The 25,624-nt window shown below is 72.1% G+C and carries 26 protein-coding genes and 1 other RNA gene; 13 read left to right on the forward strand and 14 right to left on the reverse strand.

Annotation, left to right across the window (positions count from 1 at the left end):
• Positions 1 to 23: 23 nt before the first annotated feature.
• Complete coding sequence (yaaA, locus tag ACZ3UD_RS35075; RefSeq protein ID WP_465597261.1) at positions 24 to 809, reverse strand: peroxide stress protein YaaA; 786 nt, start codon at positions 807 to 809, stop codon at positions 24 to 26.
• A 409-nt stretch (positions 810 to 1,218) separates the two neighbouring features.
• Here yaaA and ACZ3UD_RS35080 point away from each other — a divergent pair, with 409 nt between their 5' ends.
• The 3 genes from ACZ3UD_RS35080 (at position 1,219) to rnpB (ending at position 4,751) form a co-directional block, all read left to right on the forward strand.
• Positions 1,219 to 2,742, forward strand: coding sequence for an RNB domain-containing ribonuclease (locus tag ACZ3UD_RS35080; RefSeq protein WP_465597264.1), 1,524 nt, complete (start codon positions 1,219 to 1,221; stop codon positions 2,740 to 2,742).
• A 179-nt stretch (positions 2,743 to 2,921) separates the two neighbouring features.
• Entirely contained in the window at positions 2,922 to 4,340 is a 1,419-nt protein-coding gene (locus ACZ3UD_RS35085) for an MFS transporter (protein ID WP_465597333.1), read from the forward strand.
• Between the two features lie 13 nt (positions 4,341 to 4,353).
• Positions 4,354 to 4,751, forward strand: an RNA gene (rnpB, locus tag ACZ3UD_RS35090) — RNase P RNA component class A.
• Between the two features lie 191 nt (positions 4,752 to 4,942).
• Here the strand turns inward: rnpB and ACZ3UD_RS35095 are convergent.
• Entirely contained in the window at positions 4,943 to 6,205 is a 1,263-nt protein-coding gene (locus tag ACZ3UD_RS35095; RefSeq protein ID WP_465597267.1) for a transcriptional regulator, read from the reverse strand.
• A gap of 203 nt (positions 6,206 to 6,408) precedes the next feature.
• On the opposite strand from ACZ3UD_RS35095, the gene ACZ3UD_RS35100 reads away from it, so the two are divergent.
• From ACZ3UD_RS35100 to ACZ3UD_RS35115, 4 genes are all read left to right on the forward strand, one after another.
• On the forward strand, positions 6,409 to 6,873 hold the full coding sequence (locus ACZ3UD_RS35100; protein ID WP_465597270.1) for an ATP-binding protein: 465 nt from the start codon (positions 6,409 to 6,411) through the stop codon (positions 6,871 to 6,873).
• A gap of 78 nt (positions 6,874 to 6,951) precedes the next feature.
• Positions 6,952 to 8,070 (forward strand): radical SAM protein, encoded by a 1,119-nt coding sequence (locus ACZ3UD_RS35105; protein ID WP_465597273.1) that lies wholly within the window; start codon positions 6,952 to 6,954, stop codon positions 8,068 to 8,070.
• Position 8,071: 1 nt separating this feature from the next.
• A complete protein-coding gene (locus tag ACZ3UD_RS35110; RefSeq protein WP_465597276.1) occupies positions 8,072 to 8,269 on the forward strand; it encodes a hypothetical protein in 198 nt (65 codons plus the stop codon).
• A 108-nt stretch (positions 8,270 to 8,377) separates the two neighbouring features.
• On the forward strand, positions 8,378 to 9,223 hold the full coding sequence (locus ACZ3UD_RS35115) for a GNAT family N-acetyltransferase (RefSeq protein WP_465597279.1): 846 nt from the start codon (positions 8,378 to 8,380) through the stop codon (positions 9,221 to 9,223).
• 386 nt (positions 9,224 to 9,609) lie between these two features.
• Here ACZ3UD_RS35115 and ACZ3UD_RS35120 read toward each other — a convergent pair whose 3' ends face one another.
• Together ACZ3UD_RS35120 and ACZ3UD_RS35125 are read right to left on the reverse strand one after the other, a co-directional pair.
• Positions 9,610 to 9,867, reverse strand: coding sequence for a Prokaryotic metallothionein (locus ACZ3UD_RS35120; protein WP_393038708.1), 258 nt, complete (start codon positions 9,865 to 9,867; stop codon positions 9,610 to 9,612).
• A 93-nt stretch (positions 9,868 to 9,960) separates the two neighbouring features.
• A complete protein-coding gene (locus ACZ3UD_RS35125; RefSeq protein ID WP_465597282.1) occupies positions 9,961 to 10,359 on the reverse strand; it encodes an ACT domain-containing protein in 399 nt (132 codons plus the stop codon).
• A 167-nt stretch (positions 10,360 to 10,526) separates the two neighbouring features.
• Between ACZ3UD_RS35125 and ACZ3UD_RS35130 the strand changes: the two genes are divergently transcribed.
• Positions 10,527 to 11,177, forward strand: a complete 651-nt coding sequence (locus ACZ3UD_RS35130; RefSeq protein WP_465597285.1) for a PadR family transcriptional regulator — start codon at positions 10,527 to 10,529, stop codon at positions 11,175 to 11,177.
• Between the two features lie 58 nt (positions 11,178 to 11,235).
• On the opposite strand, the gene ACZ3UD_RS35135 is transcribed toward ACZ3UD_RS35130, so the two are convergent.
• Positions 11,236 to 11,445: a hypothetical protein gene (locus tag ACZ3UD_RS35135; protein ID WP_465597288.1), complete on the reverse strand. Its 210-nt coding sequence runs from the start codon at positions 11,443 to 11,445 to the stop codon at positions 11,236 to 11,238.
• A 47-nt stretch (positions 11,446 to 11,492) separates the two neighbouring features.
• The gene (locus ACZ3UD_RS35140) at positions 11,493 to 11,723 is read right to left on the reverse strand and encodes a hypothetical protein (protein ID WP_380609242.1); all 231 of its coding nucleotides are present in this window, start codon (positions 11,721 to 11,723) and stop codon (positions 11,493 to 11,495) included.
• Positions 11,724 to 12,159: 436 nt separating this feature from the next.
• Here ACZ3UD_RS35140 and ACZ3UD_RS35145 point away from each other — a divergent pair, with 436 nt between their 5' ends.
• Positions 12,160 to 12,858, forward strand: coding sequence for a bifunctional DNA primase/polymerase (locus ACZ3UD_RS35145; protein WP_465597291.1), 699 nt, complete (start codon positions 12,160 to 12,162; stop codon positions 12,856 to 12,858).
• 18 nt (positions 12,859 to 12,876) lie between these two features.
• On the opposite strand, the gene map is transcribed toward ACZ3UD_RS35145, so the two are convergent.
• A complete protein-coding gene (gene map, locus ACZ3UD_RS35150) occupies positions 12,877 to 13,722 on the reverse strand; it encodes a type I methionyl aminopeptidase (RefSeq protein WP_465597294.1) in 846 nt (281 codons plus the stop codon).
• A gap of 106 nt (positions 13,723 to 13,828) precedes the next feature.
• Between map and ACZ3UD_RS35155 the strand changes: the two genes are divergently transcribed.
• Positions 13,829 to 14,056, forward strand: coding sequence for a hypothetical protein (locus tag ACZ3UD_RS35155; RefSeq protein WP_465597297.1), 228 nt, complete (start codon positions 13,829 to 13,831; stop codon positions 14,054 to 14,056).
• Positions 14,057 to 14,058: 2 nt separating this feature from the next.
• Here the strand turns inward: ACZ3UD_RS35155 and ACZ3UD_RS35160 are convergent, their stop codons facing one another.
• Together ACZ3UD_RS35160 and ACZ3UD_RS35165 are read right to left on the reverse strand one after the other, a co-directional pair.
• Positions 14,059 to 15,387, reverse strand: coding sequence for an MFS transporter (locus tag ACZ3UD_RS35160; RefSeq protein ID WP_465597300.1), 1,329 nt, complete (start codon positions 15,385 to 15,387; stop codon positions 14,059 to 14,061).
• 46 nt (positions 15,388 to 15,433) lie between these two features.
• Positions 15,434 to 16,039, reverse strand: a complete 606-nt coding sequence (locus ACZ3UD_RS35165; RefSeq protein ID WP_465597303.1) for a hypothetical protein — start codon at positions 16,037 to 16,039, stop codon at positions 15,434 to 15,436.
• 47 nt (positions 16,040 to 16,086) lie between these two features.
• Between ACZ3UD_RS35165 and npdG the strand changes: the two genes are divergently transcribed.
• Positions 16,087 to 16,779, forward strand: a complete 693-nt coding sequence (gene npdG / locus ACZ3UD_RS35170; protein ID WP_465597306.1) for an NADPH-dependent F420 reductase — start codon at positions 16,087 to 16,089, stop codon at positions 16,777 to 16,779.
• 113 nt (positions 16,780 to 16,892) lie between these two features.
• A complete protein-coding gene (locus ACZ3UD_RS35175; RefSeq protein WP_465597309.1) occupies positions 16,893 to 17,084 on the forward strand; it encodes a hypothetical protein in 192 nt (63 codons plus the stop codon).
• Here ACZ3UD_RS35175 and ACZ3UD_RS35180 read toward each other — a convergent pair.
• Positions 17,081 to 17,896 (reverse strand): site-2 protease family protein, encoded by an 816-nt coding sequence (locus ACZ3UD_RS35180; RefSeq protein ID WP_465597312.1) that lies wholly within the window; start codon positions 17,894 to 17,896, stop codon positions 17,081 to 17,083. The two genes, ACZ3UD_RS35175 and ACZ3UD_RS35180, sit on opposite strands and share 4 nt — an antisense overlap.
• A gap of 193 nt (positions 17,897 to 18,089) precedes the next feature.
• Here ACZ3UD_RS35180 and ACZ3UD_RS35185 point away from each other — a divergent pair, with 193 nt between their 5' ends.
• On the forward strand, positions 18,090 to 21,521 hold the full coding sequence (locus ACZ3UD_RS35185; RefSeq protein ID WP_465597315.1) for an AfsR/SARP family transcriptional regulator: 3,432 nt from the start codon (positions 18,090 to 18,092) through the stop codon (positions 21,519 to 21,521).
• 200 nt (positions 21,522 to 21,721) lie between these two features.
• Here ACZ3UD_RS35185 and ACZ3UD_RS35190 read toward each other — a convergent pair whose 3' ends face one another.
• The 4 genes from ACZ3UD_RS35190 to ACZ3UD_RS35205 all read right to left on the reverse strand — a co-directional run bounded on the left by ACZ3UD_RS35190 (position 21,722) and on the right by ACZ3UD_RS35205 (position 25,419).
• Positions 21,722 to 22,552, reverse strand: coding sequence for an ABC transporter permease (locus ACZ3UD_RS35190; RefSeq protein ID WP_465597318.1), 831 nt, complete (start codon positions 22,550 to 22,552; stop codon positions 21,722 to 21,724).
• The gene (locus ACZ3UD_RS35195; protein WP_465597321.1) at positions 22,549 to 23,580 is read right to left on the reverse strand and encodes an ATP-binding cassette domain-containing protein; all 1,032 of its coding nucleotides are present in this window, start codon (positions 23,578 to 23,580) and stop codon (positions 22,549 to 22,551) included. Before ACZ3UD_RS35195 ends, ACZ3UD_RS35190 begins: the two co-directional genes overlap by 4 nt.
• Positions 23,581 to 23,726: 146 nt before the next feature.
• Positions 23,727 to 24,086, reverse strand: coding sequence for a hypothetical protein (locus ACZ3UD_RS35200; protein ID WP_465597324.1), 360 nt, complete (start codon positions 24,084 to 24,086; stop codon positions 23,727 to 23,729).
• 22 nt (positions 24,087 to 24,108) lie between these two features.
• The gene (locus ACZ3UD_RS35205; RefSeq protein ID WP_465597327.1) at positions 24,109 to 25,419 is read right to left on the reverse strand and encodes a helix-turn-helix domain-containing protein; all 1,311 of its coding nucleotides are present in this window, start codon (positions 25,417 to 25,419) and stop codon (positions 24,109 to 24,111) included.
• Positions 25,420 to 25,624 lie beyond the last annotated feature (205 nt).

The raw sequence follows: 25,624 nt of genomic DNA on the forward strand, positions 1-25,624 counted from the left end.
GGCCCCCGGGCCCGCCCACGCGCTCAGTGCACGTCCGTGACCACCACGTCCAGCTGCCACGGCTTGCGCGCCGTGCCCTCCGCCGCCGGCTCGACCCAGTGGCCCAGCCCCAGCAGCGCGTCCATCAGCTCGCCCGGCGTCTTCGGCTCGGCCCCGGCGACCAGCAGGTCCCGCACCAGCCGGCCCTTGGTCGCCTTGTTGAAGTGGCTGACCACCGTGCGCTTGCCGCCCCGCTCCTGCAGGACCCGGACGGTCGCGGTCCGGGCGGCCACCTCGCCGGCCGGCTTCCAGGCCGCCGCGTACGCGGAACTGCGCAGGTCCAGCACCAGCCCGTCCGCCACCTCCGGCAGTACCGGGGCCATCGCGCCCCGCCAGTACGCGCCGAGCGCCCCCAGGCCGGGGAGTTTCACGCCCATCGAGCAGCGGTAGGACGGGATCCGGTCCGAGATCCGCACCGCGCCCCACAGCCCGGAGAACACCAGCAGCGAACGCTCGGCCCGGTCGTACGCGGCGGCGTCCAGGGTGGCCAGGCCCAGGCTGTCGAACAGCACCCCGGTGTACACCTCGGCCGCCGGACGGGCCCCCGCCGTCGGCAGGCCCGCGTTCTTGGCGATCTCGCCGCGCAGGCCGGGGGTGAGGCCCAGCACCTCGGCGGCGGTGTCCTCGTCACCCCGGCAGAGGCCGACCAGCGCGTCCAGCACCGCGCCGCGCGCCGCCGTCAGCCCCGGCAGCGACAGCCGGTCGAGCGCGACCGGCTCGCCGTCCCCGGACCCGGCCTTGCCCTCCGAGGGCGGCAACAGCACCAGCACAGCGGACTCCTCAACAGTTTGTGGCGGACGAACCCCGCCACCCTACTGCGGCCGCTCCGGCCCCCGACGCCACGCAGAGGGGCGAGCAGAACCGCACGGTCAACCGCCGGACCCGCTCCGACCGCCCACGCACCCGCCCGAACACGGCGACCGAACACGGCGACGCGGCCCCTTCCGTCCCGCCGGCGACCCGCCGCCTCGCGGGCGGCCGCTGTTCCTGGACTACAACGCCGAGCCGTACACCGATCCGCACCCGGACGACGCCGTGGCCTTCATGCTGCGGCTGGCCACCGGCGGCTACGACGACGCGGTCGCTCTGGCCGCCAAGGACCTGAAGTCCCTGCTCGGGCGCTGAGGGCTCGCTGAGCCTCCGTCCGGAATCCCCTGATCTCGCTCTACCCTGGCGTCCATGCCTCGCCGAAAACTGCGCGTCAAGGCCGCCGACTCCGCCCGGATCAACACCGAGCTGACCGAGCTCCGCACCCACCTGGAGATCCACACCGAGTGGCCGGAGGCGGTGCTCGCCGAGGCGGAGGAGGCGGCCGAGCGGCCCTGGCTGCCGGAGTACGACGCCACCGAGCTGCCGCTGTTCACCGTCGACCCGCCGGGCTCCCGGGACCTCGACCAGGCGATGCACCTCAGCCACCGTCCGGGCGGCGGCTACCGGGTGCACTACGCGATCGCCGACGTCGCCGCCTTCGTCCGCCCCGGCGGGGCGATCGACGCGGAGGCCCGGCGCCGGGCCGAGACGTTGTACTTCCCGGACCACCGCGTCCCGCTGCACCCCGCCCGGATCTCCGAGGACGCCGCCAGCCTGCTGCCCGGCGAGCCGCGTCCCGCCCTGCTCTGGCAGTTGGACCTGGACGCCGACGGCGCCGTGGTCCTGGCGGACGTCCGCCGCGCCGTGGTCCGCTCGCACCGCCGCCTGGACTACGCCGCCGTCCAGCGCGCCGTGGACCTCGGCGGCGCCGACGAGCAGCTCGCCCTGCTCGCCACCGTCGGCCGACTGCGCGAGGAGCAGGAGCGCGTCCGGGGCGGGATCAGCCTGCCGGTGCCCGAGCAGGAGGTCGAGGAGACCCTGCACGGCTACGTCCTCGGCTACCGCGCGCCGAGCCCCGCCGACGGCTGGAACGCGCAGATCTCGCTGCTCACCGGTATGGCCGCGGCCGAACTGATGCTGGACGCCGGCGTCGGCCTGCTGCGCACCCTGCCGGCCGCGCCCGCCGCCGCGTACGAGCGGTTGCGCCGGATCGCCGCCGCGCTGGACGTGGACTGGCCGCAGACGCTCCCGTACCCGGCGCTGATCCGCTCGCTGGATCCGGAAGTGCCGCTGAACGCCGCCTTCCTCAACGCCTGCACCGGGCTGCTGCGCGGCGCCGGCTACCACGCCTTCGACGAGTCCCGCGGCCTGCCCGCCCCCGCCGAGCCCGGCCACGCCGCGCTGGCCGCCCCGTACGCGCACTGCACCGCGCCGCTGCGCCGGCTCGGCGACCGCTTCGCGCAGGAGGTGTGCGCGGCGGTGGCGGCGGGGGAGGACGTGCCGGACTGGGCGCGGGAGGCGCTGCCGGCCGTACCGGCGCTGATGGCGAGCGGAGACCGCCGGGCGGCCGAGGTGGAACGGGCCTGCGTGGATCTGGTGGAGGCGGAGCTGCTGGTCGGCCGGGAGGGCGAGGACTTCTCCGCGGTGGTCATCGAGGTGGACGGGAAGCGCCCCGGCTCCGGCACCGTCCAGCTGCGCGAGCCCGCCGTCCGGGCCCGCTGTGACCGCGCCGGCCCAGCCGACGGCGCGGGCGGACCAGGCGGAGCCGACCACGCCGACGGCACCGCGGACGACACCGCCGCCGGGCGGCCGCTCCCGCTCGGCCGGGTGATCGACGTCCGCCTGACCAAGGCCGACCCGGCCACCCGGACGGTCCGCTTCGCCGCCGTCTGAGCGGCCACCCCCTGCACGGCCGCGGTCCGCCGACCGCGGAGCCCGCCACCCGGAAGGCCCGATTCGTGCCCCCGCGCCCGCCCCGGGGGTGGGAGGATCGGTCCGTGTCCCATGCCGCCTCACTCGCCGCCCCCGAATCCGGCCGACGCCGCCGTCTGCTCGTCCTCGCGATCTGCTGCATGAGCCTGTTCATCGTTGGCCTGGACAACACCGTGGTGAACATCGCCCTGCCGGCGATCCAGAAGGACCTGGACGCCCCGGCCTCCGGGCTGCAGTGGATCATCGACGCCTACACCCTGGTGCTGGCCTCGCTGCTGATGCTGTTCGGTTCGGTGGCCGACCGCTTCGGCCGCCGCCGGGTGTTCCAGATCGGGCTGACCTGCTTCGCGCTCGGCTCGCTGCTGTGCAGCCTGGCGCCCGGCCTGGAGTGGCTGGTGGTGTTCCGGGCGGTGCAGGCGGTGGGCGGCTCGATGCTCAATCCGGTGGCGATGTCGATCATCACCAACACCTTCACCGACCCGAAGGAGCGGGCCCGGGCGATCGGTGTCTGGGGCGGCGTGGTCGGCATCTCGATGGCGCTCGGGCCACTGCTCGGCGGCTTCCTGGTGGACGGCGCGGGCTGGCCCTCGATCTTCCTGATCAACGTCCCGGTGGCGCTCGCCGCCATACTGCTGACCGCCCGCTACGTCCCCGAGTCGCGCGCGCCGAGGCCGCGTCGGCTGGACCCGGTGGGGCAGTCGCTGATGATCGTCCTTCTGGGCTGCGGCACCGCCGCGATCATCGAGGGCCCGGGCAACGGCTGGACCTCCCCGCTGATCCTCGCCCTGGCCGCCGCGGCGGTGGCCGCGCTGGTCGCCTTCCCGCTCTGGGAGCGGCGGGTGGCCGAGCCGCTGGTGGACCCGCGGTTCTTCGCCAGCGCCCCGTTCACCGGTGCCACCGTCACCGCGGTCTGCGCCTTCGCCGCGCTCGGCGGCTTCCTCTTCCTCAACACCCTCTACCTGCAGGACGTCCGGCACTACGCCCCGGTCGAGGCGGGCCTGTGGACGCTGCCGATGGCCGGGATGATGCTGGTCTGCGCGCCGCTGTCCGGACGGATCGTCAGCAGCCGGGGTCCGCGCCTGCCGCTGGCCGTGGCCGGGCTCTGCCTCGCCGCGAGCGGCCTGCTGCTCACCCGACTGTCCGCCGACTCGCCGTCGGCGCTGCTGCTGGTCGCGTACGCGCTGTTCGGCTTCGGCTTCGGCATGGTGAACCCGCCGATCACCAACGCGGCGGTCTCCGGCATGCCGCGCGCCCAGGCGGGCGTGGCCGCGGCGGTCGCCTCGACCAGCCGGCAGGTCGGCCAGTCGCTGGGTGTGGCGGTGATCGGTACGGTCGTCACCTCGGCCGTGGTCGGCCCGCTGGCCACCGGCTTCGCCCCGGCCAGCCACGCCGGCTGGTGGATCCTGGTCGGCCTGGGCGCGGTGATCCTCGCCCTCGGGCTGCTCACCACCACCGCCTGGGCCACCGGCACCGCCGCCCGGGTGGCCGCCCGCCTCGGCGCCGAGCAGCCCGCGGCCCGGTCCGGTGTACGGGAGGCCCCGCCCGAGCGGCTACGATGACCACTACGGCGGAAGAGTCGGCCGGGCGGTCGCGACGGGTCCCTGACCCGCCGAGGAACGTCCGGGCTCCACAGAGCAGGGTGGTGGGTAACGCCCACCCGGGGTGACCCGCGGGACAGTGCCACAGAAAGCAGACCGCCCACCGCTACGGCGCGTGGGTAAGGGTGAAACGGTGGTGTAAGAGACCACCAGCGACCGGGGTGACCCGGCCGGCTAGGTAAACCCCACCTGGAGCAAGGTCAAGATCGGTGCCCTCGGGCACCGTGCGCGGACGACTGAGGGCTGCTCGCCCGAGTTCGCGGGTAGACCGCACGAGGCTGTCGGCAACGGCAGTCCTAGATGGATGGCCGCCTCCCCGGGCCGCGCGAGCAACCCGGGAGACAGAACCCGGCGTACAGGCCGACTCTTCCGTCGCCTGGCTGAGGGAAGGCCCCTGATCTGCAACTTCGCAGATCAGGGGCCTTTTCATGCCTCGAAGATCTGTAACCGCTTGCTGACTCTTCGTGCCTATTGCAGCCTGTTGCCGGGTGTGCGGTGGCGATCGTGTGGCGGCGAGAACGGCCGAAGCGGCCGTCCAAGAGCCCCCGGTGACCTCGTTGTAGCTAGCTGGCCAGCGCCTCCCCGAGCAGCGCGTACGGCCGACCGGTGAGCTGGCGATGCAGCGTCTCGGTGCGGGATCGGATCAGGCCCTCACGGTAGGCGGCCGGCAGCCGCTCCCACACCCCGGACGCCATCTCGGCCGCACCGGTCGGGTCGCCGTCGACGCGCATGCACGCGGCGGTGTCCACTGCCAGCAGGGCGCGCGCCATTACCGACGGAGAGTCCGTGAGCGTCAGGGCGTCCTCCTGCGCCTGGTAGGCGCTGCCCGTGTCGCCCAGCAGCGTGTACGCCTGCGACAGGTGCACGTGGTGCTTCTGCTCGGGGTAGCCGAACCAGGTGTCGGCCGCCTCGGCGCCATCCAGGAGCTCTGCCAGATTCCGCGTGTCGTCCACCGCCTGCCGGGCCCCTTCGAGGTCGCCGGAGGCCGCCAGAGCCCGCGCGGTGACGGCCGCAGCGAGTGCTCCGGCCGCCGTCGGGCCGCTCCCCGCCTCCCGCCGGGCCTGCTCGGCGATCCGAGCGGCCGCGCCAGGAGCGCCGTAGTTGAGCGGGACCATGGCGTGCCGGGCCAGCACCCACGCGATCATCCGCTGATCACCGGACTCCCGCGCGGCCTGCTCGGCGGTGGCGAACCAGCGGTAGGCGTCGCGCTGGTCACCGCGATCGTGCTGGACGATCGCCACCAAACCCGCGATGCCTGCCGCCGTCCGGGCGAGGTCCGCACGGGTACGCGCCGGGTGAGGGCGGTTCAGCACCTCACCCAGCAGATCGAGATCACCCATCATCTCGGCCAGCACCGCCTCCGGTGCCCGGCCACGGTAGCCGCCCCGGTGCCGCTCGAACGCCGACTCCAGGTAGGCGAGATCGCCCTCTCCGGATGGCCTGAGCGCTGCGGTGATCCCCTCGTGGGCCTGTGCGATGCCGGGCAGCGCGACGAGGCCGGTGGCTGCTCCTATCCCTGCTCCGATGAACTTCCGCCTGTCCACGCTGTTGCCCTTCGTGCTGCGCTCACTCCGGTACCGCCGGGAGGCGGCGGCGGCCTCGGCCACCTGGCCCACGGTCAGACCGTAGGCGTCGGCGATCCCCTGGTACGAGGGTTTCTGCGGAATTCGCTTCTCCGTTTCCCACCGCTTGATGGTCTCCCAGTCGCACCACTCGCCACTTGCGGCGGCGACTAACTCTGCCTGCTCGGCGCGTGTCTTCCTCGGATGCGCCTCGCGGATCTCCCGCAGCAGTCGGCCGATCCCGTCCGGGCTGACACCGCTCACAAGTGGCCTCTCGATCGAAGCTGACGGAGCATCAATTCTGGCCCCGTTGGCGGCCCCCTGCTGGAAAATGCACCCCTTCGTGGCCCCTCTCCTACGGCATGCCCGCGCCGTTCAATAACTAACAGCCGCCCGGCGCGAGGAATCACCGATCCCCTCGGCTCCATGGAAGAGCGCCGGGCGGCCCCTGACTACCGGAGGCCGCCGTGACGACCAGGATGACGCTGCTGCGCACAAAGCACGGCCCGACCCATGCCGACACCGCCTTGGTGGCCACCGCACTTGACGTGCCCGCCACGCAGCGCCACCGCTGCATGCGGCACATGCCCTGCGCCCCCGAGTCGGCGAGGAGTGCCCGGCACCTGGTCCAGGAGAAGCTGACCGATTGGGGCCGTCTCGATCTACTGGAGGAAGCTCGGCTGATCGTCTCGGAACTGGTCGGCAACGCAGCCCGGCATACCGGTTGCACCCGGCTGTGTGTGGCACTCGGCCTGGACGGTGGCCGGCTCCGACTGGCGGTCCGCGATTCGTCACGCACCCTGCCCGTGGTCATCAGGACCGGGGTCACCGAGACGTCCGGGCGCGGCATGGGCCTCGTCGACAGCATCGCCAACCGCTGGGGCGTCGACGAAGCCCCATTCGGCAAATGGGTTTGGGCCGAGATCGGTTGACCCCACCAAATGCACTGCGGCAGGTGGGCCAGCACGGCATCACAGCTACCGAATACCGCTCAGCGAAGGAGGGAACACGTGTATGACCTGATCGCCGGCCCGTTCCTGGACGAATACCTCTTGGTGCGCCCCGGCGGCCGGGGTGGTCTCCGGCTCCCACAGGCCAAATACGAGGATCTGCGCGCCCTGGGTACCGCCGAGACCGCCCCATCGTGGCTCGCGGATGCCGTGCGCGCCCAGTGGGTCGACCTGGACGTGACCGGTCGTCCTGCAAGTGACTTCCTGCTGGTCCGCCAGCCCTCCGCCTGGGGCTATTCGCGGGCCAGTTGGGAGATCAACCTCGGCTGCAACTACAAGTGCAAGCACTGCTATCTCGGGCTCAAGGTCAACTCGGGCATGCCGCTCGCGGACAAGCTCACTTGCGTGGGCATCATGGCCGAGGCCGGCGTCCTCTGGCTCCAGATCACCGGGGGCGAGCCCACCGTGGACCGGGACTTCATGCCCTCGTATCGCCGCGCGTTCGAGCTGGGCATGATGATCACCGTCTCCACCAACGCCTCGTTGCTGTGGCGGGAGAACCTGCTGGAGATGTTCCGCGAGTGCCCGCCCTACCGGGTCACGGTGTCGATGTACGGGGCGACCAAGGCCAGCTACGACGAGCTGACCCAGCGGCAGGGCGCCTGGGACCTGTTCATCCAGGGCATGAATGCCGGCCGCCGGGCCAAGCTGCCGCTGCGGATGAGCATCATCGTCACTGAGGACAACGCCACCGAGGAACAGGCGATGATCGACCTGTGTGAAGGCTGGGGGCTGGAGTACAACGTCTTCACCAACATGACTCCGACGATCTACGGCGGGGCGGAGTCGCTGACCGCGCAGTCCAAGGAGCACCTGCGGATGCGCAAGCCGTTCGGCGGCTGCAACGCCGGACACACCTTCTTCCACACGGACCCACACGGGCTGGTGTCCATCTGCAAGATCGGCCGTGACGACCAAATCAGCCTCCCCACCGAGGGGATCGACGGCCTCGCCCGGCTCGGCGCCATCGCCGACCGCCTCATGCTTCGCACCGGTGGATGCTCCGGCTGCCAGCTCTCCGGCGCGTGCACCGTGTGCCGGCCGCTGGCCAAGCACTACCAGGAGGCGAAGGCACCACTCGCAAGTTACTGCCAGCACGGGATCAAGAAAGCAGGGTGACATGACCGCTGTAGCTGTCGAACTCTCCCCGAGGCGTCCGCTCCCGGACGACGGCCCGGCCCAGCGCCTGCCGTACCTCACGCGGCCGATCGCGGCCCCGCCCCAGCCCGTCACCGAGATCATCGCCGTCGGCGACCTGGACGAGGTCATGGACAGCGTGAAGTGTTCGTGCAACGCGGGCGACGACAACCCCCACTGAACCACCCACTGAACCGCCCGCTGATCGCACCTGATCAGTAACGCTCAGGCCCCGGCGCTCTCCGCGTCGGGGCCTGAGCCGTGCGGGGCCGGCGAGTAGGGTGCGGGTATGGATCTGCGCTGGGACTTGCTGCGCCCCGTGATGTGCGTCCCGTATTTTCCGACGCTCGGGCCGCTCCACCCCGAAGCTGTTTCCGCTGAGCTTCTGGCCGACGTGTTCGCCGTCGCTGGCACCGGAGAATTCCTGCCACACGACAAGGACCGGCGGTGGTCCGCCCACAAGGACGAGCATGTCCTGGTGGACGCCGTCGTTCAGGACCAGGCCCGCACCCTGATCCCCACCATCACCGGTCGCGGCATTCTGCGCGTCCATCTCTACGGCGCCCGCGAGCACCGGCAGGAGGCCGAGGAGTTGGCCGCCAAGCTCGCCGCCGGGCGCGACGCATCCAAAGCCCGTGTGGTGTGGTTCCAGGACGCCGCCGACCCAGTGGCCGCCTCTACCCGTGTACAGCTCCGTACCTTCGACCAGGACGCACCTGCCGTTGAGGGAATCGAGGCCCTCGGCCAACAGCCCGAAGCCATCCGGACCACCTTCCCCGAGTTCGCCGAAAAGCTGGCCGGCGAGGGCTTCGTGTTCCTGCACTCCCGGATCGACAGCATCGGCCCCGTGCTGGTCGCTGTCCAGGACGAGCGCGTAGTAGGCGCAATCGGCCCCATGGAGACCATGGCCGATCCCATCGGCAGGCGACGACTCCTCCCGCAGTACTTCGGTGTTCTGCCGGAATACCGCAGCCTCGGCCTCGGGCGGCTCCTGTGGCGCGCGGCGATGCACTGGGGCAAGGCGCACGGCGCCGACTACCAGCTCTTGCAGACAGCTGCCGGGGGCGCATCCGACCGGCTGTGCCAGAGCGAGGGCCTGGCCGACCTCGGATTCGTCTGCACCACCACCGTCTGACGAGAGCCTCACGACGGCCGAGGAGCCGCTGGAGAAGTTGCAGGTTGCCTCCGTCCGAGCAGAACAGTCGGGTCTCACCCTGCCTTGGCGCCGCAGCGCAAAACCGGAAGGCGCTCGAAGCCGTCTTCTTTGATGAGACCGCAAACGTCCAGGTCCCCGCTGCAGTTCGAGGGTGACGCTGAAGAGGCCAAGTGAGTGGCGGTCGCCGAAGGTGTGGCGATCACGTGGCGATCGGACCGCCGGGAACGACGTTTCCGCAGGTCGCTGCTCGTGATGAGACTGTTCCCGGCGTACAGGCCGACTCTTCCGCCCCTGAACGTCCGAAGGCCCTCCGGCCCGCGCTTCCCGCGCGGGCCGGAGGGCCTTCGTGCGTCGTGGGGCGGGGTTCAGCCGGGGTGGGAGCCGACGGCGTCGCGGATCTGTTCGCCGAGGCCGCCGTTGACGCGGGCGCAGTTGGCGCAGCAGAAGAACATGCCGGCCACTTCGACGCCGTGGCCGACGATGCGGACGGTGCAGTGTTCGCAGCGGGGGGCGAGCTTCTCCATCGCGCACTCGAAGCTGTCGAAGGTGTAGGTGTCGCCGGTGACCGTCTTGATCTCGAAGGCGAGCCAGTAGTCGTTGCCGCAGGTGACGCAGATGGCCATGGCGGCCGTCTCCTTCCGGTGGGGGCCGGCCCTGGCGGGGCGGCTGTTTCCAGTGTCGAAGGGCCGGTCGGCGGCGGCCACCCGGCGGGACCGTCAGGCGGAGCGGGCGGAGAGCTCCTCCAGGGCGCGGACGGCGCGGTCGGCGTCGTCGGCGGCGACGAACAGGTGGTCGTGGTGGAAGCCGGCCACGACGTTGCAGCTGATGCCCTCCTCGGCGAGCCGTCCGGCCACGGCGGCGGTCAGTCCGACGGCCTCCAGCGCCGAGTGGATCTGCAGGGTGATCCAGGCCGCGACGTACTCGTAGCGCAGCCCGAGCGCGTCGGCCTCCTCCTGGGCGACGACCATCGTCACCCCTTCCGGCTCGGCGACGGTCACCACCGGCCGCATCCCTGCGGGCACCTTCGCGGGGAGGGTGCAGTAGACGTACCGCCCCGGGTGGAGCTGCGGTCGCATCCCGCGCAGCAGGGTCGCAAGGTCTCGTTCACCGGCCATGCCCGTCACCGTAGCCGCCGACGGGCCCGCGCGCCCTGTGGGGCGGCGGCCGTGTCGTCGGCTGGGGCTGCTGTGTCGTTATCCGTTGACGAGCGATAGTTGCCGATATATCGTCGAACTATCGAGACAGTAACTCGACTGTTTCGGTGACCAAGGAGGTGGGCGCCATGCGCTCAGGAATGCGATTTCGTGGTGAGGGCCCGCGCGGCGGCGGAAGGCGTCGCGGGCCGGGCCCGGAGTTTCGGGGGATGCCCGGGGAGGGCTTCGAGGGGCGGGAGGCCTTCGGCGGGTTCGGCCCGCAGCGCGGCGGCCCGTTCGGGCACGGCTTCGGCGGCCACGGCGCCCGGCGCGGCGGCCCGCACGGGCGGCGCGGCGGCCGGGCCCGGCGCGGGGACGTCCGCGCGTCGCTGCTGGCCCTGCTCAAGGAACGGCCGATGCACGGCTACGAGATGATCGCGGAGATCACCGAGCGGACCGGCGGGGCCTGGCGGCCCAGCCCGGGCTCGATCTACCCGAACCTCCAGCTGCTGGAGGAGGAGGGCCTGATCACCGCCGAGGAGATCGGCGGCAAGCGGCTGGTCTCGCTCACCGAGGCGGGCCGGGCCGAGGCCGAGGCCGGGCCGGCGGAGCCGTGGGCGGAGGCCGGCCGGGAGGCCGACTGGGAGGCGATCCAGGAGGTGGGCCAGGCGCTCGCCACGGTCGACCAGGCCATCAACCAGGTCATGCGGACGGGCACCGAGGCGCAGCGCGTCAAGGGCCTGGCGGTGCTGACCGAGGCCCGCAAGAAGCTGTACCTGATCCTCGCCGAGGATGACTGACCGGCACGGGGGGGACGGGCGCGTCGGGCGGTGCCGCTGCGCTCCGGCCCCTGGAAGCTCAGGGCCGGACCACGAACAGGGCCACACAGGCGAGCAGCAGCACCGCCCAGCCGAACCAGAGCCAGCCGTCGGGGCCGATCGTCGCGGTGTAGAGGGACACCGCCAGCAGCAGCACCCCGGTGATCCCGGCGACCTGCCGGTTGTGGTGGGCGGCCGCCTGCGAGCGGTTCCGGTGGTGTCGTACGGGGTGTCGTACCGTCCTGGCCATGCCGACGCTCCTGGGGAGGCGATGAGGGGAGCGGAACGGGCAGCCCGTCAGCCGGAGGCCTTGGCGGTGGCCGCCTCGTCGTACTCGTAGCGCCAGAACCAGCTCAGACCCCGAACCTGCTTGCTCCGGACGTACACCAGTGTGCGCGCGGGAGTCTCGCCGTGCGCGGGGACCGGGACCTTGTACTTCTTCGGCACGCCGAGCATCGGCCCCAGCGGGATCGGGAGGATCTTCCCGTCCAGGGGGCCGCCGACGAATTCGGTGTCCGCGCTCTTCACCCCTCCAGGGTCTCACCTCCACGTGGTGGCCACGCCCAGGGCATGGCCCGGGCACCCCGAGACGGAGGTCCGGTGAGGGCCGGGTGCCCGGAGTGTGACCGGAGAGGCACCGCCCCCGGTCATTCGGAGGCCCCGCGCACCCCTATCCTTTCCTGTACGCCCTCGGGGTTCACCCGGGTCAGCGGGCCCGTACGGGCCGGGCGAGGCGCGGGTCGGCGTGCCCTCCGGTCGAAACCGGCGCGGACAGCGTGCTGCCGCGACTCCGTACCGTGACCCGGGCGTCGGCCGTCCGGTGACCCCGGGCCGCGGCCGGCAGGGCGCGGACAGCAGGGCCGAGCACCTACCTGGGAAGCAGCGGGGGGCGCTGTGCGTTGCGTCGGAGTGGTACGTCGAACGCTGTGTCGCACCAGGCACAGCAGTGCGCGGAAGGGGCCCGATGGAAGCCGGCGGCAGGTGGACGACCTGGTGGCAGAGGCGTGATCGACAGCGGGCCCGCCCGGGGGGCGAGGACCCGTCCACCGGACTGGATCAGCTGCTCGGCGCGGTGCGCGCCGGATTCCCGCTCGCACCCGCTGCCCATCCGGCCGGCTACCGATGTTCCTGTGACCGGGTGGCCTGCCCGGCCCCGGCCCAGCACCCGGTCTCCTTCGCCTGGCAGACCCAGGCGACCACCGATGCCGAACAGCTGTCCCGCTGGCTCTCCCGCGACCCGCAGGCCAACTTCATCACCGCCACCGGCCGGGTCCACGACGTGCTGGACGTCCCGGCCGAGGCCGGTCGGCTGGCGCTGGAGCGGCTGACCGCGCTGGGCGTCGAGGGGCCGGTCGCCGCCGTCGGCGAGGACCGCTACCTGTTCTTCACGGCCACCCGGGGCACCCCGCAGGACGAGGACGAGTGGTGGCCGAGCGCGCTCGACTCCACCCCCGACACCATGTCCGAGCACCCCGGCCTGCGCTGGCACTGCCGCGGCTCGTACACCCTGCTCCCGCCGGCCGCGCTGCCGGACGGCTCCCAGGTGCGGTGGCTGCGCGGGCCCGAGCAGCCGCTGCCGGACCCGCTGCGCGTCCTGGACGTGCTCACCGACGCCTGCACCGAGGTGGGCGCGGTGGCCGAGGAGCAGTGGCTCATCGGCTGAGCGGTGACTCGCCCGGGATCACGGCAGGGTGAGGATCTCCGCGCCGTCCGCCGTGACCACCAGGGTGTGCTCGAACTGGGCGGTGCGCTTGCGGTCCTTGGTGACGACCGTCCAGCCGTCCGCCCAGATCTCGTAGTCGTACGTTCCCAAGGTCAGCATCGGCTCGATGGTGAAGGTCATGCCCGGCTTGATCACCTCGGTGGCCCGCTCGCTGTCGTAGTGCGGGATGATCAGGCCGGAGTGGAACGACGTGTTGATGCCGTGTCCGGTGAAGTCCCGCACCACGCCGTAGTCGAAGCGCTTGGCGTAGGACTCGATCACCCGTCCGATGACGTTGATCTGACGGCCCGGCTTGACCGCCTTGATCGCCCGGTTGAGGGACTCCCGGGTGCGCTCGACCAGCAGCCGGGACTCCTCGTCCACGTCGCCGACCAGGTAGGTGGCGTTGAGGTCGCCGTGCACCCCGTGGATGTACGCGGTGGCGTCGATGTTGACGATGTCGCCGTCCTGCAACACGGTCGAGTCCGGGATGCCGTGGCAGATCACCTCGTTGATCGAGGTGCAGATCGACTTCGGGAAGCCCCGGTAGCCGAGGTCGGACGGGTAGGCGCCGTGGTCGCACATGTACTCGTGGGCCACGACGTCCAGCGCGTCGGTGGTGACGCCGGGGGCGATCAGCTTGGCCGCCTCCTCCATCGCCCGGGCCGCGATCCCGCCCGCGATCCGCATCTTCTCGATCGTCTCGGCGGTCTGCACCTCGGGCCCGGTGTACGGCGTCGGGGCGGGCCGCCCGACGTACTCGGGACGCGTGATGTGCGCCGGGACCTTGCGGGTGGGGGACTGGATGCCGGGTACGAGAGCCATGGCGGCGAGTCTAGCCGTCGGGCCCCGCCGTTCCCGGGTGGTGTGCGCAGTCGCCCGGGCCGGGGAATGATCGGTACCGACCCATCCGTCTGAACGGGAGAGCGTCATGCCCCTGGGATTCCACCGCAAGCCGACCGGTCAGCCCGGCGAGTGGTTCTACTGCATCAAGCACGGCAAGGTCGAGGAGGGCCCGGAGTGCCCGGCCAAGGACCGCCTCGGGCCGTACGCCACCCCCGAGGAGGCCGCCCACGCGCTGCAGACCGCGGACGAGCGCAACCGGGAGTGGCAGAACGACCCGCGCTGGAGCGACAAGCCGAACGACGAGGCCGAGTAGCATCACGCCGCGGCGGCCGCCTCGCGGTCGGCCCGTTCGTGCTCGGCCCGGACCGCCGCGGTGTGCGGGTCGGTGCGGTCGTCGTACGCGAGCAGCCTCGGCAGCGCGGCGGCGACCGCGAGCACGGCGACCACGCAGGCCAGGCCGCCGGTCCAGACGGCGGCGCGCACTCCGATCAGCCCGGCCATGGTGCCGGCCCGGACCTGGCCGAGCTGGGGGCCGGCGGAGTAGCTGAGCAGTTCGACGCCGGCCATCCGGCCGCGGACCGCGTCCGGAATGGACTGGTTCCACATCGTCGAGCGGGCGATCCCGCTGATCTCGTCGGCGCCGCCGGCCAGCGCCAGCCCGAGCAGTACCACCCAGATGTTCCCGGACAGCCCTGCCAGCGCCATGGCCGCGCCCCAGCCGGCCGCGGCGGCCACCAGCAGCCGCCCGTGCCGGTGGACCCGGGACGTCCAGCCGCTGGTCGCGCCGACCAGCAGGCCGCCGACGGCGGAGGCCGCGTACATCGGGCCGAGCGCCCAGTTCGCGCCCAACTCCGAGGCCAGGAACGGGAAGACGGCCACCGGGAAGGCGAACAGCATGGCGCAGGTGTCGATCGCGTAGGTGCCCAGCAGGTCCTTGCGGCTCCACGCGTACCGCACCCCGGTGAGCACCGCCCGTACGGACGGGCGCTCGGCGCCGGTGCGCGGCGGCACCGCCTTGATCCGCAGGAGCAGCAGCAGCGAGACGGCGAAGGTGAGCACGTCCAGCGCGTACGCGGTCTGCACCCCGGAGAAGGCCACCACGATGCCGGCCAGCGCCGGCCCGGCCACCGAAGCGACGTTGCGGTAAAGGGACTTGAGGGCGAACGCGGCGGTCAGGTGCTGGTGCGCGACGATCCGCGGCAGCAGCGAGTCCAGTGCCGGGCGCTGCAGGCCGTCGCAGGCCGCGACCAGCGCGGCGACCAGGTAGATCGGCCAGAGCACCGGGTGCGGCAGCAGGGCGTTGAACAGCAGCAGACCGGCGAGCAGACCGAGCGCGGCCTCCGAGCGCAGCACCAGCTTGCGCCGGTCCAGGGCGTCGGCGAGCGCGCCGCCCCAGAGGCCGAAGACGATCAGCGGGACGAGTTCGATGGCGCCGATCAGGCCGACCGCGAGGGAGGAGTCGGTGAGCTCCTTGATCTGCATCGGCACGGCGACGTACGTCAGGAAGCTGCCGAAGCTGGTGACGCAGCCGGAGGTCCACAGGTAGCGGAAGTCGCGCGAGGCGCGCCACGGGGACAGGTCGGGCGTCAGCGCGCGCAGCAGCGCGCGCGGCCGACCGGTATGCGATGGTTCGTCGTCGTCCACGAACCACCATCCTCGGACGGCTGCTTCGGCCCCAGCAACGGGTTTTTCACCAGCGGCTGAGCGAGGGCGCCGAGGTCAGCCGCCCGGCGAGTTCGGCCAGCCGGTCCAGGGCGGAGCGGCGGCCGGCCGGCTGCCCGGCGGCGGCGGTGACCAGGTGCTGGGCGAGGTCGAAGGGCTCCTCGGCGGCGGTGCCGACGGCCAGTCGCTCATGGGCGATGCCGCCGAGGCCGCCCGGTGTGCCGGGGGCGGCGCCGTCCAGTGCGAGGACGGTCGCGCCGCGCCGACGGGCGTCCTGCACCCGTTCCAGCAGCGGGGCGCCGGCCGCCGCGGGGGCCACCACCAGGACGGTGGCGCCGCGCCGGGCCTCGGTGAGCCGGCGCAGGCCGTGCGCGAGGTGGGCCGGGGCGGCGGGGGGCGGGCGGTGCCGCAGCAGGGTGGGCGCCAGCCGAGGGACGGCCGACCGGGCGGCCTCGTCCTCCAGGTGGGCGGCCAGGTGCCAGGGCTCGTACGCCTCGGTGCCGACCAGCAGCAACTCGCCCGCCCCGCGCCGCTCCACCGAACGTCGCAGCGAGCCGGCGAAGCCGCCGGCCGCCTCCAGCCAGCCGGTGCCCGCCAGCCGCTCCCGGAGTGCTGAAACTCTCACCACGTCCATGCGGGCCAGGATGTCGCGCCCGGCCGGGGATTTGGCAGGATCGGCCCATGACTTCCCTCGATTCAGCGACAAACCCGGCCCACGACGCGCCGGATGTCTCACAGCTGGTGGTCGGCGTCCTCGGCGGCACCGGCGACCAGGGGCGGGGACTGGCCCTGCGGCTGGCCAAGGCCGGCCAGCAGGTGATCATCGGCTCTCGCGACGCCGCCCGGGCCGGGGCCTCGGCCGCCGAGCTGGGCCTGGGCGTGCGCGGCGCCGACAACGCCACCGTCGCCCGGGAGAGCGACGTGGTGATCGTGGCCGTCCCGTGGGACGGCCACGCCGCCACCCTGACCGCGCTGCGCGCGGAGCTGGCCGGAAAGATCGTCGTGGACTGCGTCAACCCGCTCGGCTTCGACAAGCAGGGCGCGTACGCGCTGAAGCCGGAGGAGGGCAGCGCCGCCCAGCAGGCCGCCGCGCTGCTGCCGGACTCCCGGGTCACCGCCGCCTTCCACCACCTCTCGGCGGTGCTGCTGCAGGACGAGTCGGTGGAGCGGATCGACACCGACGTCATGGTGCTCGGCGACGACCGGGCCGCCACCGACGTGGTGCGGGCGCTGGCGGACCTGATCCCCGGCATGCGGGGCATCTTCGCGGGCCGGCTGCGCAACGCCCACCAGGTGGAGGCGCTGGTGGCCAACCTGATCTCGGTCAACCGCCGCTACAAGGCCCACGCGGGCCTGCGGGTCACCGACGTGTGATCGACGGACGTCGTGTCGGCCTCACCCCTGGACGGTCTTCGGAGGTGAGGTCGGCGACAATGGGTGGCGGTCGCAACCCGGCCGTCCGTACCCGCGCCTAGGAGCCCCGCGTCATGCCTCGCACGTCCCTCATCGCCCTGATCGTCACCGTCCTCGCGCTGGCGGCCGCCGTGGTCTCGGTGATCGCGGGCTTCTGGATCGGGCTGATCTGGCTCCCGCTGGCCGGTGTGGCCAGCAACGTGCTGTGGCTGAACCGCCGCAAGGCGAAGCTGGCCGAGGCCGCGACGGCGGCCGAGCACGCCTAGTTCTTCCAGAAGCTGAACAGGTACCGCCCGACCGTCGCGTAGTCGGTGTCCACACCGAACAGGCTCATCAGGTCGTGGACGATGCCGAAGAAGAACGAGTTCACCTCGGGCTGCCACAGCAGCGCGAACACCGCGAGCATGCCGTACGGCGCGAACGGCTCGACCGCGCGCCGGGTCTTGGCCGAGAGCCAGGGCTCGACGATCCCGTAGCCGTCCAGACCGGGCACCGGCAGCAGGTTCAGCAGGGCCGCGCTGAGCTGCAGCAGGCCGAGGAAGCCGAGGGCGCAGGCGAAGGGCGAGACGGTGAGCTCGTAGCCGTAGTACGAGGCGTGCAGGTCCGAGCCGTCCAGCCAGCCGGCGCCGACCGGGATCAGCAGCGCCGCCGCGAACACCAGGTTCACCAGCGGCCCGGCGGCCGAGATCAGGCTGTGCTTGAGCCGGCCCTGGATCCGGTGCCGCTCGATCCACACCGAGCCGCCGGGCAGGCCGATGCCGCCGAGGATCACGAAGACGATCGGCAGCACGAAGCTGAGCAGCACGTTGGTGTACTTCAGCGGGTTGAGCGTGAGGTAGCCCTTGGCGCCGACGGTGATGTCGCCGCCGTGCAGCGCGGTGCGCGCGTGGGCGTACTCGTGCAGGCAGAGCGACACCATCCATCCCGACACCACGAACAGGAACACCCCGAACCGGGCGTTGCCGTAGCCGGCGTACACCGCCCAGGCGGAGGTGCCGAGGGTGGCGAGGAGCACCCAGAACACCGGGCTGATCCGGCGGTCCTCGCTGCGGGATCGCGGCGTGGCGGCGAAGGTCATGGTGGGGGTGCTCCGTGGGCAGAGGGAAGGGGGATACCGGCAGGGACCGATCATGCCGGGCGGGCCGGTGGCCGGACAAGCCGTGCCGGGTGAACGTCCGAGGGCTCGCCCCCGGTTCCGCCGCCGTCCGGGCCGGCCGCGGGGGCCAGCACAATTGTGCGCCCCGCCACCGCCCATCGACCAGAATGGACCGGTGCACTACGGCATCCTCGGGACCACGACGGCCCACCACGACGACGGCACTCCGGTCCCGCTCGGCGGCGCCCGGCTGCGGGCCCTGCTCACCGCGCTGGCGCTGCGCCCGGGCCGGCCGGTCCCGGCCGACCTGCTGGTGGACGAGGTGTGGGACGCCGAGCCCCCGCAGGACTCCTCCGCCGCGCTGCAGACCCTGGTCGGCCGGCTGCGCCGCACCATCGGCCGGGAGCGGGTCGGCTCCGGCCCCGCCGGGTACTGGCTGACCGAGCCGGCCACCGACCTCGCCGACTTCCAGCGGCTGAGCGGTGAGGGCCGGCGCGCCCTGGACGCCGGCGACCACGCGCTCGCCGCCGAGCGGCTGCGCGCCGCCCTCGCACTGTGGCGTGGCCCGGCCCTCGCGGACCTGCCCGACCGCACCGGCCCGGCCGCCCGGCTGGAGGCCCAGCGCGAGGAGGCCCTCCGCCACCGGATCACCGCCGACCTCGGCCTCGGCCGGGCCGCCGAGCTGGTCGCCGAACTCGCCGAGCTGTGCGAACGGCAGCCGCTGGACGAACCGCTGCAACTGCTGATGGTCCGGGCGCTGCACGAGAGCGGCCGCACCGCCGAGGCACTGCGCCACTACGAGCGGACCAGGCGCGCCCTGGCGGAGGAGCTCGGCGTCGACCCCGGGCGTCAACTCCAGTCCATGCACGCCGAGTTGCTTGCCTCTGCGGAGCCGGAGCCGGAGCTGGAGCCGGAGCCGGCTCCGGCTTCCACGCTGACGCCGGCCGGGGCTCCGACGGCGCCCGCGCCGCCCGTACCCGCGCCGCCCGTACCCGCGTCGCCCGCACCCGCGCCCACGCCCGGCGTCCCGCGCGCCGCGGGCAACCTGCGCGGACGGCTGACCAGCTTCGTCGGCCGCGAGAGCGACCTCGCCGCCCTGCGCGAACTCCTGACGGTCGGCCGGCTGGTCACCCTGACCGGCCCCGGCGGATCCGGCAAGACCAGTCTCGCGGTCGAGGCCGGCCGCGCCGAACTCGCCGCCGGGCGCTGGCCGGAGGGCGTCTGGGTGGCCGAACTCGCCCCGCTGGAGAGCCCGGAGGCCGTCCCCGCCGCCGTGGTCTCCGCGCTCGGCCTGCGCGAGATCGTCCTCCACAGCGGCAGCCTCGTCACCGACGTGATCGAGAAGCGCGCCGAGGACCCGGTGCGCCGACTGGTCGAGCACTGCGCCCACCGCCGGATGCTGCTCGTCCTCGACAACTGCGAGCACCTGATCCAGGCCGCCGCCGACCTCGCCGCCACCCTGCTCGTGGAGTGCCCCGGACTCACCGTGCTCGCCACCAGCCGCGAACCGCTCGGCGTGCCCGGCGAGAGCGTGCTGCCGGTCGAGCCGCTGCCCGCGCCCGTGGCGCTGCGGCTGTTCGCCGAGCGCGCCGCCGCCGCGCGCCCCGGCTACGACCCGAGCAGCGAGCCGGAGGCCTGCGCCGAGATCTGCCGCCGCCTGGACGGCCTGCCGCTGGCCATCGAACTGGCCGCCGCCCGGCTGCGGGTGATGACGGCCCGCCAGATAGCCGACCGCCTGGACGGCCGCTTCGCGCTGCTCACCGCCGGCAGCCGCACCCTGCTGCCGCGCCAACAGACCCTGCGCGCGGTGGTCGACTGGAGCTGGGACCTGCTGGGCAAGCGGGAACGGGCCGTCCTGCGGCGCCTGTCGGTGTTCGCCGGCGGCTGGCGGCTGGAGGACGCCGAGGCGATCTGCGCCGACGGCCTGGAGGTGTCCGGCGAGGAGGTCGCCGATCTGCTGCTCTCCCTGGTGGACAAGTCCCTGCTGGTGGCGGACCTCGGTGGCGGGGGGCTGCCGCGCTACCGGATGCTGGAGACCATCAACGAGTACGCGCAGGAGCGGCTCGCCGAAGCCGCCGAGGCGGAGGCGGAGGCGACCGAGGGCCGCCACCTGGCGCACTTCCGTGAACTGGTCGCCGCGGCCGACCAGCACATCCACGGACCGCAACAGCTGCACTGGCTGGCCGTCCTGGAGCGGGAGCAGGACAACATCCGGGCCGCGCTGCGCCGCGCGGTGGACCGGCGGGACGAGGAACAGGCGCTGGCCCTCACGCTCGGCATGAGCTGGTACTGGTCGCTGCGCGGCTACAGCCTGGAGGCCCGGGGCTGGTACGACGCGGTCGGCGCGCTCGGCCCGGACCCGTTCGCCCCGGGCACCCCGCCGCCGGTGCCGGTGGAGCGGAACGTCCTCGCGTACGGCGTGCCGATGCCCGAGGGCGTGGTCGAGGAGGCCCGCCGGCTGCTCGCGCTGCACCGGCTGGTCGGGCTGTTCGACGGCAACCTGGAGGTGATCGGCGACCAGGAGGTGGTCACGGTCGCCCGGCACCTGCTGGACGTCTACACCCGGGAGCTTCCTCAGGCCTACCGTTTCCCGGCGCTGATGCGGGTGTTCGGGGCCTTCCTGGCCGGTCGCCTGGACCTGATGAAGAGCCTGCTGGACGACGCCGTGGAGGGCTGCGAGCGCCACGGCGACGCGAACGACCTGGCGTTCATCCTGCAGCTCCGGGCCAAGATGATGAACGACTGGCCGGGAGGTGAGGAGCAGGGCCTCCTGGACGGCGAGCGTTCCCTGGAGCTGTACCGGCAGGCCGGCAACCTCTGGGGGATCTCCCAGGCGCTGGCGGCGCGGGGAGAGTCGCTGGCCAACCGGGGCGAGGTGGACGCCGCCGTCGCCGCGTACGAGCGTGCGATCGAGCTCGCCGAGGAACTGGGGGCGCCGCACGAGGTGCCGATGCTGCGGGTGAACCTCGGCAACGCGCTGCTCGAACGGGACATGGAACGCGGGGAACGGATCGTGCGGGAGGCGCTGGCCTCCGTCGACGCGCCGGGCATGCGGCAGACCGATGCCGGCGCGTGGCTGTTAGGGCACCTGACGCTCTGCGGGGTGCACGCCCACCGCGGTGACTACGCGCGGGCGCTGGCCGAACTGGACTCCCTCGACGTGACCAGGGTGGGCTTCTTCGCGCCGGGCGTCGTCTCCGGGCTGCTCAGCGCCTCCCGCGGCTGGATCACGGCCCGGGCCGGCGATCCGGACCGGGGGCTCGAACTGATCCGCGAGGGCCGGGGGATGCTGCGGTCGGCCATGTCGTCCTCCGGATTCGTCGAGCAGATGACGGTCATGGTGGTGCCGGCCGTGGCCGGGGTGCTGCGTGCCTTCGCCGAGCGCGACGGGGACCTGTCGCGGGCCCGGCTCGCGGCCGTGCTGCAGGGCGCGCACAACGTGCTGAACGGCCCGAAGGGCGGCTACCTGGACCGCGCCGACCGGGAGCGGTCCGCCGCCGCCCTGCGGGTCCTGCTGGGCGACGCCGGGTACGAGGAGGCCCATGCCCGGGGTGAGGCCATGACGCAGGACCAAGTCCAGGAGCTGCTTAAGGAGTTGATCGGCTAGCTCGGGGGCCGTATCGGCTGGCCGGGGCCTGGTCGGCTGGCCCGGGTCGTGCTCGGTCTCTTTCGGGTCATGGGCCCGTCGGCCGGTGTCCGTCCCCTGGCCACCGGCCCGACGGGCCCGTCCGTCGGCCGGCGCCTGTCCCGGGCGGCCGGCCGCCCCGTCCGCCGGCCCGCTTCCGGGTCGGCCGACGGTGGTCGTGCTCAGGTCCGCTTGCGGAAGCGGGCCACGGCGAGCGGGGCGAAGACCGCGGTGGCGGCGGCGGACCAGACCAGCACGATCATCACCGGGTGGGCCACCGCCCCTTGGCCGTTGAGCAGGGCTCGGGAGGCGTCGGCCAGCGCGGACAGCGGGTTGACCTTGGTGAAGGACTGCAGCCAGCCCGGCATGGTGTCGGTCGGCGCGAAGATCGAGCTGCCGAACTGCATCGGCATCAGGACCAGCATGGAGACGCCCTGCACGGCCTGGGCGCTCTTCATCGACATGCCCAGCAGCATCGAGATCCAGACGATCGACATGCCGAACACCAGCGACAGACCGACCGCGGCCAGCAGTTCCGGCACGCCGGTCTTCAGCTCGAAGCCGAGGATGAACGCGAAGGTCAGCAGGATCGCGGAGGAGAGCAGGGCCCGCAGGGTCTCGGCCACGATCTTGGAGAGCAGCACGGAAGCCCGGCCGATCGGCAGGGTGCGGAAACGGTCCATCACCCCGGTCTGGAAGTCGCTGTTCAGGCCGGTGCCGACGGCCAGCGCCAGGGTCATGCCGGTCTGCCCGAGCAGACCGGGGATCATGAACTGCTTGTACTGGTCCTGGTCCCCGGCGAAGATGGCGCCGCCGAAGACGTAGACGAACAGCACGGTGAAGACGATCGGCATCAGCACGGCGTCGAACATCGACTCCGGGTCGGCCTTGATCCGCATCAGGTTGCGCCGGGTCAGGGCGCCGATGTGGCGCAGGTTGGCGGCCAGGCCGATCCGGCCGTCGTCGGCCCGGCTGTCCGCGGCCCGGGCGGGGGCGAGCGTGGCGGTGGTCATGCGACGGGCTCCTTGACGAGGGCGGCGGCGGTGGTGGCGGTGGTGGCCGTGTCGGCGGTGGGCTTGCCGGTGATGGCGAGGAAGACCTCGTCCAGGCTGGGCACCTTGGTGTCGATGCCGGCGATCGCGAAGCCCCGGGTGCCGAGCACCGCGATGACGGCGGTCAGCTGCTCCTCGCCGGCGATCGGCACCGCGAGCAGGCCGTCGTCGGGGGAGACGGTGGCGGTGGTGATGCCGTGCTCGTGCAGGCAGCGGACCATCTCCGGCAGTTCGGCCGGGTGCGCCGGACGGACCTGGAGGATCTGTCCGCCGACCTTGGCCTTGAGCTCGGCGACACCGCCGTTGGCGATCACCCGGCCGCGGTCGATGACGGTCAGCTCGCTCGCGAGCTGCTCCGCCTCCTCCATGTACTGGGTGGTCAGCAGGACGGTGCTGCCCTCGGCGACCATCCGCTGCACCTCGTCCCAGACCTCGTTGCGGGTGCGCGGGTCCAGGCCGGTGGTGGGCTCGTCCAGGTAGAGCACCCGGGGGCGGCCGATCATGCTGGCGGCCAGGTCGAGGCGGCGGCGCATGCCGCCGGAGTAGGTCTTGGCGGGCCGCTTGGCGGCCTCGGTGAGCGAGAAGCGCTCCAGCAGCTCGGCGGCCCGGGCCTTCGCCTCGCGGGCGGAGAGGTCGAGCAGCCGGCCGATCAGGTAGAGGTTCTCGTAGCCGGAGAGGAGCTCGTCCACCGAGGCGTACTGGCCGGTCAGGCCGATGGTGCGGCGCAGCTGCTTGGGCTGGCGCAGGACGTCGTAGCCGCCGACGTACGCGGTGCCGGCGTCCGGCTTGATCAGCGTGGAGAGAACGCGCACCAGCGTGGTCTTGCCCGCGCCGTTGGGGCCGAGCAGGGCGAGGACGGTGCCCTCGCGGACGGTGAGGTCGACCCCGTCGAGGGCCTTGGTGGCGCCGTAGTGCTTGACGATGCCGTGCACCTCGACGGCGTTCCCGGCGGTTCCCCGCGTGTTCGGGGCGGTGGCGATTCCTGTCATGCCCCCAGGTTGTCCGCCCCGGCTGTCAGCCCCCTGTCGCGCGGCCGGGTGCGCTGTCACGCGGCTGTCACGCGGCTGTCACCGCTGTGCGGGTGCGGGAGGGAGCCGCTCGTCGGGCCCTCACACGGGGCCCAACGAGCGGAAGTTCAGATCGTCCGCTCGATGTGCTCGAAGATGTCGGAGTCCGTCTCCTTCTGCCAGTCCGGTAGGGCATCCCAGTCAGCAACGTAGCTCGGCTTCGGGTCCGGAATGTGCTTGTGGATCTGGGCGATCCAGCACAGGGCGACGAAGCGTCCCTTCTGCTCCCGGGTGAGCTTGGCGGTCGTGCCGCCACTCACAGCGACGAAGTCTCGAACCTGGCCGAACACGGCGGCAGCCGACTGGCGTTCCCAGCCCGGAGTCTCTTCCCAAGGAGTGATGTAGCCCGGCTTCGGCTCGCCGGGGAAATGCCTCTTGACCCCGGCGATCCATGCCTCGCGGAAGATCCGGCCGTCCTCGTTCTCCATGCTCAGTCCTCTCGTCGTCTGTTCAGGATGGGATCGCGGGCAGACTTGCGATCTGGCTGCTCAGCGCAGCGATGCGTCGGTCGGCCTTGAGCGGTTCCAGCTGCCCCTGAAGCTCCCGCAGCTTGCGGCAGACATACCCTGATCCGCTCTGCTGGGCGAGTGTCAAGGCTTCACCGGCATAGCACAGTAGGTGATCACTGTCCCTTCGCTGGATCCCGAGTATTGCGAGATCGGTGAGAACGCTCCCCCGACGCCGGACGGAGAGAGTCTGGTTCAACGCCTCGGTGAGGGACTGCTCCGCGAGATCAGGTCTGCCGAGCCGGATATAGCAGGTGCCTCGCTCCTCGGCCAGCCGGGAGCCGTCGAACCGTAGCCAACCGCCGTTGTGAACCCGCCCGCTCAGTGAGTGGACCTGTCCGGCGAATTCCAGAGCCCGGTTACACGAGTCGAGGTCTCCCAGGCCGGCGAACGCCTCGGCTTGAACAGCGGCCACCCAATGGCGCGTCGAGAGTTCCCGATTCCCGTGCTTGGCCACCTCTGAAGCGGCGTGCAGCATGGGGATTGCCTTGGCGAACCGTCGCTCGTAGAGAGTGATGAAGGCATGCCGGGTCAGGGCGCAGGCCCAGAGATCATAGGCGCCGGCCTCGCGAGCGGCACTGGCGGCCAGGGTGTAGCAGTGCGAGGCATCGGTGTAGCGGTTGCTGTCGAAGAAGATCTCACCGGCAAGCTGGAAGAGATCTGCGGAGTGGACGCAGAGCTGCTTGTGTCCAGCCTCGTTCTGGGTCTGTTCGAAAGCCTCGATGAGCGCGCTGAGCTGTTCTCGAACCATCGGGTAGACCGTCGACTTGGCGCGGGCGAACGAGAAGCTCTGCCACAGGTGCGCGTTCACCTGGCCGTGCACGCCCGAATCGGCTGCGGACGGACCGCCGGCCAGTTCCACGGTCTGCCCCAAGCTAAGGGGCGGCAGCGTGACCAACGTACCGGTGATGCTCAGCATTTGAAGGAACTCACGACGGTTCATTTCGTCAACTTGATCCGCATCTAAGTAGATCCAGGAAGCCGGAAAGTCGGTTGAGATGATGCCCCCTGCCTCCGGAAGGGCCACTACCGGATCACTATCGTGCGGCCGCGGCCGGAGTAAGGCCTCGAGCTCCGCGGTGGTGACCTTCAAGAGCCGGGCGAGCCTGGGCCGGAGGTGTGGCTGCGGCTCGGTCTCGCCACGCTCCCAACGGGCGACCGTCGAGCGGTCGACGCCGAGCGCTTCGGCGAACCTCTCCTGACTGTAGCCCAGGGCCTTTCGCTGTCGTGCCAGCTGTGGCCTGGTGGCCGTCATGCCTGTTGCCCCTTCGCTCTGCCGATGCATTGGTCCAGGTCAGAGCTCCTGGTGCATCGAGTATGCATCAGAGATGCACCCGAATTGCTCTGGTTCGCACCAACTCCCTCTGAGCAATGCTCAGGACTTGTGGATCAGCTCCTGGGGGCGCGTGGAGGGCGTACCTTCCGGGTGATTGATCGAGAAGTCACCGAGTAGACCCGCG

This window comes from Kitasatospora sp. NPDC023118, assembly GCF_055560875.1.